This window comes from Polymorphum gilvum SL003B-26A1, from assembly GCF_000192745.1.
In the GTDB taxonomy this organism is placed as follows: Bacteria; Pseudomonadota; Alphaproteobacteria; order Rhizobiales; family Stappiaceae; genus Polymorphum; species Polymorphum gilvum.
In genome coordinates, this window is the sequence record NC_015259.1 from 264,395 (window position 1) to 277,170 (window position 12,776).

The following is a 12,776-nucleotide window of genomic DNA, read 5'->3' on the forward strand; positions in this document are numbered from 1 at the left end:
TGCAACATGTGCAGGAGGGTCAGGGGATCTACACCGTGGACTTATATCTGAAGGTGCGTCTGGCGGTCTCGGAGGGGATGAGCCGACGTCAGGCAGCGAAGCATTTCAATATCTCACGCGACAGCGTTTCCAAGATGCTGTCGTATTCGACGCCTCCGGGCTATCGCCGTCAGGCCCCGGTGCGTCGGCCGAAGCTGGACGCCTTTGTTTCGACCATTGATCATTGGCTGGACGAAGACCTGAAGGTACCGCGCAAGCAGCGCCACACGGCCAAGCGTGTGTTCGACCGGTTGCGGGCTGAGTGCGGGTTCACCGGCGGCTATACGATCATCAAGGACTACATGCGCGAGCGGGAGCAGCGCCGGCAGGAAGTGTTCGTGCCGTTATCGCATCCGCCGGGCCACGCGCAGGCTGACTTTGGCGAGGCTGTGGTTGTCATCGGCGGCGTGGAGCAGAAGGCGCACTTCTTTGTGCTCGACCTGCCGCACAGCGACGCCTGCTATGTGCGGGCCTATCCGGCGGCGGTGTCAGAGGCCTGGATTGATGGCCACGTCCATGCGTTCGCCTTCTTCGGGGCGGTGCCACAATCGATCGTCTATGACAACGACCGCTGCCTGGTGTCGAAGATCCTGGCCGATGGCACGCGCAAGCGGACAGTGCTGTTCAGCGGCTTCCTGTCCCACTACCTGATCCGGGATCGCTATGGCCGCCCCGGCAAGGGTAATGACAAGGGAAGCGTCGAAGGCCTCGTCGGCTATGCCCGTCGCAACTTCATGGTGCCGATCCCGCGCTTTGCGACGTGGGATGAGTTCAACGCCTGGCTGGAAGAGCAATGCCGCAAGCGCCAGCGCGACAGGCTGCGCGGCGAGAGCGAGACGATCGCAGAACGGCTGCAGCGCGATCTTGCGGCGATGCGGCCGCTGCCAGCTTCGCCTTTTGAGGCCTGCGATCAGGCCAGCGGTCGGGTCTCTTCCCAGGCGCTGGTGCGCTACAGGACCAACGACTACTCCGTCCCGGTCGCCTTCGGCCATCAGGATGTATGGATCCGGGGCTATGTCGACGAGGTGGTGATCGGCTGCCGTGGCGAGATCATCGCTCGTCATCCTCGAAGCTGGGAACGGGAAGACGTTGTGTTCGACCCGCTGCATTACCTGCCGCTGATCGAACAGAAGATCAACGCGCTGGATCAGGCCGCTCCTCTTCAGGGCTGGGATCTGCCCGAGGCGTTCGCCACGCTGCGCCGCCTGATGGAAGCGCGCATGGCAAAGCATGGCCGGCGCGAGTATGTGCAGGTGCTGCGGCTGCTGGAAAGCTTCGAGCTTGCCGATCTGCATGTGGCGGTGAAGCAGGCCCTCCAGATCGGGGCCATCGGCTTCGATGCCGTCAAGCATCTTCTCCTGTGCCAGGTGGAGCGGCGGCCGCCGAGACTGGACCTGTCCATCTACCCGTACCTGCCAAGAGCCACCGTCGAGAAGACATCGGCAAAGGCCTATATGCGGCTTCTGTCGACGCATGCGGGAGATGCCGCATGAGCACCCAAGCGTCAGACAATCCCCCTGCGATCCTGCTCTCCCACACGCTCAAGACCCTCAAGCTGCCGACCTTCCAGCGCGAGTATCAGAAGCTGGCCCGGCTCTGCGCCACACAGGGCGTGGACCATGTCGGATACCTCACTCGGCTTGCTGAGCAGGAGATGATCGAACGGGATCGCCGCAAGGTCGAACGCCGCATCAAGGCGGCGAGGTTCCCGGTCGTCAAAAGCCTCGACAGCTTCGACTTCGCCGCTATCCCGAAGCTCAACAAGATGCAGGTGCTGGAGCTGGCCCGCTGCGAATGGGTCGAGCGGCGCGAGAACGTCATCGCGCTTGGCCCCAGCGGCACGGGCAAGACCCATGTGGCGCTCGGTCTCGGTCTGGCCGCCTGCCAGAAGGGCTTGTCCGTCGGCTTCACGACCGCCGCTGCCCTGGTCAGCGAGATGATGGAGGCGCGCGACGAGCGACGTCTGCTGCGTTTCCAGAAGCAGATGGCAGCCTACAAGCTCCTGATCATCGACGAACTGGGCTTCGTGCCATTGTCAAAGACCGGGGCGGAATTGCTGTTCGAGCTGATCGCGCAACGCTACGAACGCGGTGCCACCCTGATCACCAGCAATCTGCCATTCGACGAATGGACCGAGACGCTGGGATCGGAACGGCTGACCGGCGCACTGCTCGACCGGCTGACCCACCACGTCAACATCCTCGAGATGAACGGCGACAGCTATCGTCTCGCTCAAAGCCGCGCCCGAAGGGCAGGCTGAAGCCCCTCAAAAAGTCGCCAACGCCGCACGCGGGAAACTCTGGTCGGGCTACGCCCTCCCGACGTTCCCCGCGTGCGGCGTCAGGTGGCCTACTTTTACGCCGCCCAATGGACGACTTTTGCTCCGCCGTTGACACACAACACGAAGCACGCTGCGAGATAGCACACTGTCAAAGTCACGGCGCATGCCATCAGTCTTCTCATGCTCTTCTCCATATCGCCCTGAGCGTGGGCAGGCTTCCCGGACACGGTTGCAATCCCGGCGAGGCTTGCCGGCGCCGGGATCGAACGTCGGCTTGGCCATCATTCGGCGACTTCTTCGCTGTTCGAGGCAACGCGCCGGAGCCGCCTCCTCGCGTCGAGTTCATAGAGGACCGGCACGACGAAGACGGTGAGCGCGGTGGAGACCACCGTGCCGAAGATCAGCGAGATGGCAAGTCCTCCGAAGACGGGGTCCGTCACCATGATCGCCGAGCCGAGGATGATGGCGAGCGTGGTGAGCAGAATGGGGCGAAGACGTACAGCACCCGCCTGCCGGGTTGCGACGTCGAGCGGCATGCTGTGCCTGAGATTGTCCTGGATGAAGTCGATGATCAGCAGCGAGTTGCGGATGACGACGCCGGAGAGCGCGATGATGCCGACCATGGAGGTCGCGGAAAAATCCGCTCCCACCAGCCAGTGGCCGGGGAAGATGCCGATGACGCCGAGCGGCACGGACGACATCGCGATCATCGGGATCAGGAAGGACCTGTAATAGGCGACGAGCAGGAAGTAGACGGCCAGCAGCGCGCCGCCGAGTGCGATACCCATGTCGCGATAGACGTCGAGGGTCATGCGCATCTCTCCACCCCACAGGAGCTGGTAGCCGTCGATCGTGTCGGGCACATCCTCGTTGAAGCCGAGATTGCCGGTTCGCAACGGCCTGCCGTCCGGGGCGGTGATGCCGGCCAGACGTTTTTGCAGGTCGAGCACCGCATAGAAGGGCACGGAATCCGACAGTTCCGCGCCGACGAAGGTCACCTTCTCGGCATCGCGATGGAGAATCGGCCGGTCTGACGAGGCGGGAACGATCTTCACCAACTCGGAGAGCGGCACAGGATTGCCGTCCGCATTGTCGACGAAGATGCGGTCGAGCCGGGTCGGATCGACGGCGAAGCGGCGCGGCACGAAGGCGCGAACGTCGACCGGGTTGCGCTCGTCGGCGAGATGGGCGCGGCTGAGCGTGTTGCCGCCGTAGACGAGGGTCAGTGCCTCGGCGATCTGGGCGGTCGAGACCCGCGAGAGCGCCGCCTTCTCCTTGTCGGGGACGATACGGTGCTCCAGGACATCGACCGGCTCCGTGTCGGTCAGATCGACAATGTCCCAGGTCTCCTCGAACGCCTTGCGAACCTCGGCGGACAAAGCGCGCAACCCTTCGGAATCGGGGCCGTAGAGTTCGGCGAGCACGGTCGAGCGCAGCGGTGGACCGGGCGGGTCCTCGACGAGGGCCACCTTCGCGCCCGGCCAGGTGGCTCGAACGGCATCGACCTTCGGTCGGAACTCCCGCGCGATGTCGATCGAGCTTTTCGATCGGTGATGCTTGTCGGTGAGATTGACGCGGATCTCCGCCACATGATTGCCGATGCGCCCGGCGGTGCCCTTGAACAGGCCGTTGAAGTCCTCCACGCCCGCCTGACCGATCCAGGTCTGATAATTCACGACCTCCGGCTCTTTCACGAGCTCTGTGGCGATCTCGCGCACGAACCGGTCGGTTTCCTCAACCGGGGTGTTTTCCGGCATGGAGACGACGATGTTGAATGTGTTCTTGTTGTCCTTCGGCAGGAAGCCGATCGGCACGCCGAGATACGAGACCGGCCCACCGACGCCAGAGGGACGGACGAACTGCCATGCGCCCTGCATGGCGGACGCCGCCATCAGAACGACGATAACCAGCCCGAAGCAAAGCCGGACAGGGCGACGTTGCTGCAACGGCGCGAAGAGACGCAGGTAGAGCCGCTCCATCCGCCCCGGCTCGCCGTGCGAGACCTCCTCGGCATGCGCTTCCTCTTCCTGGACGTCGTGGCGATGCAGCCAGCGATTGGCCGCCCAGGGTGTGACGATGTAGGCGACGACGACAGAGGCGGCCATGGCGACCGGCACGTTGAAGGCGATGGGATAGAAATAGTCGCCCGCCATGCCGGTCACGAGAAACAGCGCCGCGAAGACCAGCATGACCGCGAAGGTCGCGAGATTGGTGGCGTTGCCGATTTCGTTGGTGGCCAGGATCGTTATCGCCTGCTTGTCGGCGCCCGCCTTCGCCGAGCCGTAATGGCGGTGGATGTTCTCGATGACGACGATGGCCGCGTCCACCAGCAGGCCGAGGGCGAGGATCAGCGCGAACAGCGTCACCCTGTTGATGGTCACGCCGCCGAGCAGGTCGGCCAGAAGCGTAATGGACAGGATAAGCGGCACGGTCACCATGACGATCATGGCCTCACGCCAGCCGAGGAAGAAGATCAGCACCAGGCCGACCGTTCCCAGCGCGACAAGAAGATGCTCAAGCAGGAGGTTCACGGCGGCATCGGCCTTTTCCCCGTCGTCGCGCGTGACAACCACCTGGATGTCCTTGGGGACGAAGGACGCCTGCATGCGCTCGACACGGTCGATCACGGCATTGGCGACGACCACGGCATTGGCGCCCTTCTTCTTGGCGACCGCGATGGTGACGGCCGGCATGTCCCTCGCGTTCGCCTCGTTCACACGGGCATCGCCTGGGCCGAAGGAGAACCGGCTGAATGCCATGATCTCGGAGGGCGGACCGTCTGTGACGGTGGCGACGTCGCGCACGTAGACGGGTCGTCCGTTCGAGACGGCGACGATTTGGTTGCGCACGTCCTCGGCCGAAGCGAAGGAGGCGGAGAGCTTGATCGCCTCGACCTCGCCGTCGCGCACGGTCGGTTGCAGGGGAACGGACAGGTTGCTCGCCGTAAAAGCGGAATAGGCCTGGCTCAGGGTGACGCCGAAGGCCTGCAAGCGGTCGGGATCGAGCTCGATGGCGATCTCGCGCTCGCGGCCGCCCTTGATCGAGACCACCGACACGTTCTCGGTGCTGCGCAGCCGCTCGGCCATGCGCTCGGCCACGCGCTTGAGCGCGTAGTCGTCATAGTCCGAAGAGGCAAGCGTGAAGGTGACGATGGGAACGTCGTCGGCGTCGACGCTCTGCACCTGCGGGGTGCCGGCGTCGGAAGGAAGGCGGCTGCGGCTTGCCAGAACGCGGTCGTAGAGCTTGACCAGCGATTCCTCCCTCGGCTCGCCGACCTTGAACTGGACCTGCACGATGGCCGCCGAGTTCTGCGCGGTGCTCTCGATATGGTCGACGCCGGGAATCTCCTTGAGGATGCCTTCGAGCGGCGTGACGAGAAGCTGTTCGACCTCGGCGGCCGACGCGCCGGGCAAGGTGACGGTGACGGCGGCGGCGGGCACGACGATCTGCGGATTTTCCTCGCGCGGCGTCTGCAGGACAGCGACGACACCCATCAGCGCGACGGCGATGATGAAGACGATCGTCATCTTCGAGGCGATGAAGGCCTGCGCCAGCCGGCCGGCGAAGTTCAGCCGGATATCGCTCATCGTCCGGCCTCCGTCCGGATTGCCGAACCGTCGCGAACGGCGTCGTTCGCAGCCGCGAGGATCGTCTCTCCGCCGCTCAGCCCGGAGACCACTTCGACGGTATCGCCAAGAACCTGGCCCGTGCGCAGCCAGCGGAACCGCGCTGTTCTTTCCTCTACGACGAATACGCCATCGAGGCCGCCCCGGCGGACGATCGCCTTCGCCGGAACCAGCACAGACTTTTGAGTTCCTAGAATGATTTCTGCGCGCCCGAACATGCCCGGCAGGAGACGTTGATCCTTCGGCAGGATGACGTTGATCTCGTAGCGGCGGGTCACATCATCGCCGGATGGGACGATGCCGCGGATGCGTCCGGTAAACTTTGCATTATCGAGCGCATCGATCCGTATCGTCACGGGTGTGTTTGGATCTATCGCAGCGAGATTGCCCTCCGAAACGAAGGCCTTGAACAGGAGGACCTCACGGGATTCCACCGTGAGGATCGTTGAACCTGCCGTCGCCATCTCGCCGCTGCGCCTTGCAACGGACACGACGACTCCGTCGACGGGGCTGGTAATCGTGGCATAGTCCTTCTGTGCTTCGGCTGCGGCCAGCGTCGAGCGAGCCCCATCGAGCGTCGCCCTGGCGACATCGACACGGACCTTCGCCTTGCGTAGCGTCTCTGTGGAGACCGAGCCAGACCGGGCGAGCCCCTCGAACTTCTGCACGTCGAACTCGGCATCCTGCAAGTCTTCATCGGCGGCGCGCACGCCCGCCTGCGCCTGCTGGATCGCCTCGTCGATATCGGTCTGGTCGATGCGCACGAGCAGATCGCCGCGCGAGACCTTCTGTCCCTCGCGGACATCGAGCTGCTCGATGAAGCCGACGACCCGCGACGACACCTCGATGCGCCCGTCCGAGATAACGGAGCCGGGAACGGTATAGGTGACGGGAACGTCAGCCAGCATGACCTGCGTGACGGGAAGCGCCGGCGAACTGCCGTCCGAGCTTTGCGCAGACGCGCTCGGCGCGGCGATGAGGGCCAGGGCGAAGCCGATAAGAGAAGCAGCGCGGGAGACGTTGCGCATCTCACTTTTCCTTTGCGCTGGAGTGGAAGGCGCGACGCAGGGCCGCGGAAATGTGACCGGTAATGACGGATGCGTCGGAGTGATCGGGACGCCCACCCGGCAGATGGGGAAGAAGGGGCGCCAGAAGGGCGTGGCCGAGCATGGTGCCGATGATCGATACGGTTGACAGAAGCCGTTCGTCTTCCGACCGCCCCGGCCCGGCAAGAGTGCTTATCAGATGGAACGGGCGCTCGAGAACGGAGCGGGCGAGATCGTCCAGGCGCTTCTCGTCCCCATCGACCAGCTCGCGCACCAGAAGGCGGAAGAAGACTCGATCCTCCGTCAGCAGCCGGACGAAATACTCTACGAAGAGATTAAGCCGATCGACATCCTTGCCCTGGCTTTCGAGCAGATCCGCGATCGGTGCGGTTTTTTCTGCGAAGAAATGACCCACCGCCTCGCGAATGAGTTCGTCCTTGCCCTTGAAGTGATGGTAGAGGTTGGCTGGCGTGACACCTACCTTTGTCGCCACGTCGCGCATGGACACCGCGCTGTAGCCGAGATCGGCGTAGAGCTGCGCGGATGTTTCAAGAATCGCGGCTCGCGTATCGGCGACTTGCATTACGACCTCCATCAGCTTCCTGAACGTTCGTTAAGCACGAAATATTGGAGACGTTGATCTGGGTCAATTGAAAAGTTCGTTCGTATGAACTATCTTATGAGTAGACGAAGGAGCGACGCCGATGAGCACCCATCCAGACCAGCAGAGCGGTCATGAGGCCCGAAGCGCCAAAACACGCGCGCATCTAATCGAGGCTGCAATCGATGTAATCGGGGCAGTTGGTTACGAAGGTGCAAGCACCCGCGCATTGGCGAAAGCAGCAAACACGACGCTTTCGGCAATCCCCTATCATTTTGGCGGGAAGAAAGAGCTTTATCTGGCCGCTGCAGCGGCGATTGCGGATTACGCGGCTGGACGCTTCGAGGAAGCGGTCGGCGTTCTGGACAACAATCATTCCGCTGACGGTGCGCTGCGCCTGGAAATGGCGCTCATCAATCTTCTCCATATCATCGTGGAAGATGCCGAACCCCATTCATGGACATCGTTCGTCGCCCGCTGCACCTATGACAACGATGAAGCCTTCGTTCTCATCTACGAGCGAGCAGTTGGTCCGATGCTGGAGCGCCTGATGCGCGCGGCCAGCGAGATTTCCGGACGCTCCCCTGAAGATGAGGCGCTGCGGCTGCGTATCAGCGCGATCGTGACGGCGATTGCCGGCTTCAGGTTTTTGCGCGGCATCATGCTGCGCGGCATGTCGTGGACGGAGGTTCCGGCGAGCGGCGTCGAGCAGATCGAAGGCATGGTCCGCGATCTCTGCCGCAGCGACTTTCTTTCGATCCATCGCAGTCAATGACGGACCGCTCGCAAAGTGGTGCGTTTCAAATATTCATCCTCATTACAGTCAGAAAAGGAAACATCCTATGAGTGATCAGTTCAATGCCCATGAAACCGTCTCCTGGGCCAAGCAGCGTCTCGACGATGTCGATACCATCATCTCCAAGGTCGAAAAGACGTCCGGCAAGCTGAAGGAGGATGCCCGGACCCAGGCCGACGCGGCGCTCGCACGCCTTCAGGCATCCCGCGCCAAGGTCAAAAGCTACTACGACCAGCTCCGCTTGGAGGCTGCCGTTGTCAAGAGCGGTGTCGAGGATGTACGGGACGCGCTCGATGCGGAATGGATCGAGGTCGAATCCGCCTTCCAGGCCTTCCTGTCTGCCGCGAAGGATCAGGCTGATACCGTGCGCGATGTCGTCGTGGCGCGGGCCGAGGCGCAGCGCAAATCCTGGGAAGCGTCGTTCAGCGAACTGCGCGAGCAGGCGGAGAACGCCGTGGAGAAAGCCCGCGAGGAACTGGACGCCGCCATCAAGCGGCTGTCCGACGAAGCCGAAAAGTTCCAGGCGCGGATCGGTGAGGCGAAGGATGCCGGCGACGAATCCTGGACTGCGGTGAAGGCCGGCCTTGCCGATGCCAGGGCTGTCCACGACCGCACGATCCAGAAGATCAAGGATGCCTTCTCGAAGCTGCTGTGATCGGCGCGCTTCCGATGGTCAACCACAAAAGCTCAAGGAGAACAAGACAATGAAACTCCGATTATCCGCTGTTGCGCTGGCGCTTCTCGCCCAGACCGCAGTTTTTGCCGCACCGGTTGCATTTGCGCAGGATACCACCTCGCAAACCCAGCCAGCAGCCCAGGACGATCCCTCGCTTGCACGACAGGCCATCGAATGGTCGCAGGACAGGCTTACCGAACTCGACGTCAGCATCACCATTCTGGAGAAGGATGCGGCGAGGCTTCAAGGTGAAGCCAGCGAGCGCGCGGAAGCCGCGCTGAAGACGCTTCGCGAGCGGCGCGACGCATACCGCGCCAAGGCGGATGAAGCCGCGGCCAGCGCCAGATCCTGGACGGACGCACAGGTTGCCGAAGCCCGCAGGTCGCTCGACGAGAGCTGGGCCGCGTTCCAGACCACGCGGGATGAATATCTCGAAGCGGCAAAATCCGATCTGGCGACCCGAAGGGCAATCCTGGAAGCCGAACTCGAAGCCCGGCAGAAAGCATGGCAGACGTCGATCGACGGCCTTAGGGCGGACGCAGAGAAGCTCGCCGCCGACCAGCGCGCGGCGATCGACGCGAGGATCGCCGACCTGAACGCCAGGATCGACGACGCCAGGGCCGAGGCGCGCGCACGCATCGGGCGGCTCCAGGATGCGTCGGCGGAGGCATGGGAGACGGCGAAGCAAGGCTACGCAGATGCGCAGCAACTCTTCCTCGACAACTACGCCTCGATCCGCAAATCCATAGAGGACGCAACGAAATAGTCCCTATGGGCCGGAGGCGGCGGTTCGCCCCAATCCCGCCTCCGGCACAGTTTTAAGGAGAAAGCGAATGAGTTTGATGAGTGAGATCCAGGCCCTGCGCGACGAGTTCCAGGCCCTCGCCCGCAGGGCGCCGTCCGTGAATGGAAATGAAGATCCGGCGGCGGCGTCCCAGGAACCGCTGGCGGAGCGTGTTTCGGAGCCGCACGATGTCGAAACCCTCCTGAAGGAAGTCAACGCGACGCTCGACGAGTTCGCCGAGGAGTTGGACAGGTTCCCGCGGCTAACGGCGCTCGCCGCGCTGGGTGTCGGACTGGCCGCCGGAGTCGTGATCGGACGCCAGCTTCGCTAACAACCTGCCGCCTCACCCGAAAGGTCAGTCATGTCCACGTTCAATTCCGCAAAACTCTATGGCCGCGTAGCGCTGTTGCGCCGACAGGTGCTCCTCCAGCAACTTATCCGACGCGCCATCGCCGGCGCGCTCGCCGTGGCCGCGTCCATCGTCACCGCCGGGCTGGCGACCTATGCGCTGTTTCTCGCGATCGTGCCTTCCCTCGGCGCGCTTGGCGCGACGCTGGCGATTGCCGGGATTTATCTCGTCTGCGCCCTTGTCCTCCTCGCCTACACGTTGCACGAGCCTCGCTCGCCAGAGCTGCAGGCGCTGGAGGAGATGGAGGCGGCCGCACTCGATTCGATCGCCGCGGACACGCAAGGCGTGACGCAGCTCTTCAACGCCGCCGGCCATCGCATCGAGAATCTCGGCAGCAGCCTGACGCTCGGCGTCGGCATCCTCTCCGCTTTGCGCAAGCTGCTGGCATCCCGCAAATCCTGATCGGAAAAGAATCGGCGGGACTCGACCCGCCAACAGCTATGAAGCCGCCTCGCAAGAGCGTGCCGCATGCTCAGGCGCGAACATCACGGATGGCGGCAATACTTCAAACGTCAGAAAGGAACAGGCAAATGTCAGATCTCATAGTGGTCGGCTTCGAAGCGGAAGAGACCGCGGACAACGTGCTGCTCAAGCTCGCCAGCCTTCAGAAGGAATACCTCGTAGACCTTGAGGATGCCGTCGTGGCCATACGTGACAAGGATGGCAAGGTCCATCTGAAACAGAGCCTCAACCTGACAGCCCTGGGGGCGTCTTCGGGTCTCATTTCCGGCTCCCTCTGGGGCACTCTCGTCGGCCTCCTCTTCCTCAACCCGCTTGCCGGCCTCGCCATCGGCGGTGTCGTCGGCGCAGGCACAGGCGCATTGTCCGGATCGCTGGCCGACTACGGGATCGACGACGCGTTCATAAAGTCCCTCGCCTCGACCCTGCCTTCCGAAAGTTCGGCGCTGTTTATCCTGGTCCGCAAAGCCCAGCCGGAGAAGGTGCTCGCCGAATTTGCGGGCGTGCAGGCGCGTGTGCTCAAGACCTCGTTGTCGCCGGAACAGGAAAAGAAGCTTCAAGAGGCTCTTTCAAGTACCTAAACCATAGAATTGGAGGCGCTGGACAGTGCCAGAAGGGAAAGGAAAAATCTCTTCTCAACAGAGGGCGAAAAGCGATGGAAGTGTGTGGCAGGCCGCTTATGCGCGTCCTGCCACAGATGATCATTATCGGCAGTATTTTGTCTGGGCCAGTAATTATCTTGGTTCAAGAATGTTTATGGCAATGAATTTCACCCTATTTTGTCTATCTGCTCAAACCTGCCAACAAAATAAATTCATTGCACCTAAGTGCAGAGCCCTGGAAGTCAATTCCGCGAGCCATTCCAGACAAACCAAAGGGCAAGGAGTCGAGGTGATTGCCTCGACGTGACCGCGATCCAGAAATCCAGCTCCGACAGCTTCGCTATGTGATCGCGGCGGCCGAGCATGGCAGCTTCCGGCAAGCGGCGCTCGCGGTCGGCGTGCGGGAATCGGCGATCAGCCGGCGCATCCGCGATCTGGAGGACGACGCCGGGGCGGCGCTGTTCATCCGCTATCAGCGCGGCGTGACGCTCACCGAGGCCGGCAAGAACTTCGTGAGGCGCGCGCGACGCGCGATCAACGAGATTGATCTAGCCGTCAAGGAGGTCGGTGCGGCCGGCCGGGTCGAGGAAGGCGTGCTTCGGATCGGCATTTTCACCTCGCTCGCGTCGGGCTTCATCGCCGAGCTGCTGGAGCGCTACCGCGAGCAGCATCCCGGCGTCCGCACGAAGTTCGTGGAGGGCGCTCCGGCCGATCACGTCGCGGCCGTGCGGCTGCACGAGATCGATGTCGCCTTCCTCACAGGCCAACCGCGAGCGACGGGATGCGAGGTGACGCGGCTCTGGTGCGAGCGCGTCTTCGTCGTCCTGCCGGACACGCACGAGCTGGCCGCGAAGGAACGGATCGAATGGGCCGATCTGCGCGGGCGGCACTTCATCGTCAGCGAGGCCGAGCCCGGCCCCGAGATCCACGACTATCTCGTGAAGCATCTCGCGGAGCTTGGCCATCATCCGAGCGTCGAGCGATGCCCGGTCTACAACAGGGACACGCTAATGCAGATGGTGGCGTTGGGTGAAGGGATCACGCTGACCAGCGAGGCCACGACCGGCACGATGTTTCCGGGCGTGGCCTATCGGCTGCTTATGACGGATGTGCTGCCGTTCTGCGCGGTCTGGTCGCCGCGCAACGACAATCCCGCGCTGCGCCGGATGCTGAGCCTCGCCAGGAGCCTGTCGAAGAAGCGCTTCGGTTCGCCGCCGATCAACCCTGACGGTTGGACGTGACCGTCCGGCGCGCCTTGGCGAAGCCGCGATCGGTGGCAATGAAACGCTCCAGCATCGGCACGATCAGCTTCATCGGATCGGCGATCGGCTGGCCGGATTCTCGGGCCAGCAGGGAGGCGTAAGCGGCAAGGTCGCGCGCCAGCGCGGCGGGCAACTCGACCGCGACCTTGACCGGTTTGTCGTCGGCGATCGGACCGAGTTTGAGCTTCGTCATGG

13 protein-coding genes are annotated in these 12,776 nt (G+C 63.1%); 9 read left to right on the plus strand and 4 right to left on the minus strand.

What is annotated here, in order from left to right:
* Positions 1-35 precede the first annotated feature (35 nt).
* On the plus strand, positions 36-1,532 hold the full coding sequence (istA, locus tag SL003B_RS01315) for an IS21 family transposase (protein ID WP_013650724.1): 1,497 nt from the start codon (positions 36-38) through the stop codon (positions 1,530-1,532).
* Positions 1,529-2,299 (plus strand): IS21-like element helper ATPase IstB, encoded by a 771-nt coding sequence (gene istB / locus SL003B_RS01320; RefSeq protein WP_013650723.1) that lies wholly within the window; start codon positions 1,529-1,531, stop codon positions 2,297-2,299. Before istA ends, istB begins: the two co-directional genes overlap by 4 nt.
* A 302-nt stretch (positions 2,300-2,601) precedes the next feature.
* On the opposite strand, the gene SL003B_RS01325 is transcribed toward istB, so the two are convergent.
* From SL003B_RS01325 to SL003B_RS01335, 3 genes are read right to left on the minus strand one after another with little or no spacing between them, the layout of a single operon-like run.
* Positions 2,602-5,907, minus strand: coding sequence for an efflux RND transporter permease subunit (locus tag SL003B_RS01325; protein WP_013651025.1), 3,306 nt, complete (start codon positions 5,905-5,907; stop codon positions 2,602-2,604).
* Entirely contained in the window at positions 5,904-6,974 is a 1,071-nt protein-coding gene (locus SL003B_RS01330; RefSeq protein WP_013651026.1) for an efflux RND transporter periplasmic adaptor subunit, read from the minus strand. Before SL003B_RS01330 ends, SL003B_RS01325 begins: the two co-directional genes overlap by 4 nt.
* A gap of 1 nt (position 6,975) precedes the next feature.
* Positions 6,976-7,575, minus strand: a complete 600-nt coding sequence (locus SL003B_RS01335) for a TetR/AcrR family transcriptional regulator (protein WP_013651027.1) — start codon at positions 7,573-7,575, stop codon at positions 6,976-6,978.
* Between the two features lie 121 nt (positions 7,576-7,696).
* Between SL003B_RS01335 and SL003B_RS01340 the strand changes: the two genes are divergently transcribed.
* From SL003B_RS01340 to SL003B_RS01370, 7 genes are all read left to right on the plus strand, one after another.
* Positions 7,697-8,368 carry a CerR family C-terminal domain-containing protein gene (locus SL003B_RS01340; protein ID WP_041375310.1) on the plus strand — a complete coding sequence of 224 codons (672 nt, stop codon included), beginning with the start codon at positions 7,697-7,699 and terminating at the stop codon, positions 8,366-8,368.
* 67 nt (positions 8,369-8,435) lie between these two features.
* Positions 8,436-9,044, plus strand: a complete 609-nt coding sequence (locus SL003B_RS01345) for a sll1863 family stress response protein (protein ID WP_013651029.1) — start codon at positions 8,436-8,438, stop codon at positions 9,042-9,044.
* A complete protein-coding gene (locus SL003B_RS01350) occupies positions 9,022-9,831 on the plus strand; it encodes a hypothetical protein (RefSeq protein ID WP_242390309.1) in 810 nt (269 codons plus the stop codon). The genes SL003B_RS01345 and SL003B_RS01350 overlap by 23 nt, the downstream gene beginning before the upstream one ends.
* 67 nt (positions 9,832-9,898) lie before the next feature.
* Complete coding sequence (locus SL003B_RS01355; protein ID WP_013651031.1) at positions 9,899-10,180, plus strand: hypothetical protein; 282 nt, start codon at positions 9,899-9,901, stop codon at positions 10,178-10,180.
* Positions 10,181-10,210: 30 nt separating this feature from the next.
* Positions 10,211-10,660, plus strand: a complete 450-nt coding sequence (locus SL003B_RS01360; RefSeq protein ID WP_013651032.1) for a hypothetical protein — start codon at positions 10,211-10,213, stop codon at positions 10,658-10,660.
* A gap of 128 nt (positions 10,661-10,788) precedes the next feature.
* On the plus strand, positions 10,789-11,298 hold the full coding sequence (locus SL003B_RS01365; protein WP_013651033.1) for a DUF1269 domain-containing protein: 510 nt from the start codon (positions 10,789-10,791) through the stop codon (positions 11,296-11,298).
* A gap of 314 nt (positions 11,299-11,612) precedes the next feature.
* Positions 11,613-12,560, plus strand: coding sequence for a LysR family transcriptional regulator (locus tag SL003B_RS01370; protein ID WP_013651034.1), 948 nt, complete (start codon positions 11,613-11,615; stop codon positions 12,558-12,560).
* Here the strand turns inward: SL003B_RS01370 and SL003B_RS01375 are convergent.
* Positions 12,538-12,774: a DUF2274 domain-containing protein gene (locus tag SL003B_RS01375; RefSeq protein WP_013651035.1), complete on the minus strand. Its 237-nt coding sequence runs from the start codon at positions 12,772-12,774 to the stop codon at positions 12,538-12,540. The two genes, SL003B_RS01370 and SL003B_RS01375, sit on opposite strands and share 23 nt — an antisense overlap.
* Positions 12,775-12,776 lie beyond the last annotated feature (2 nt).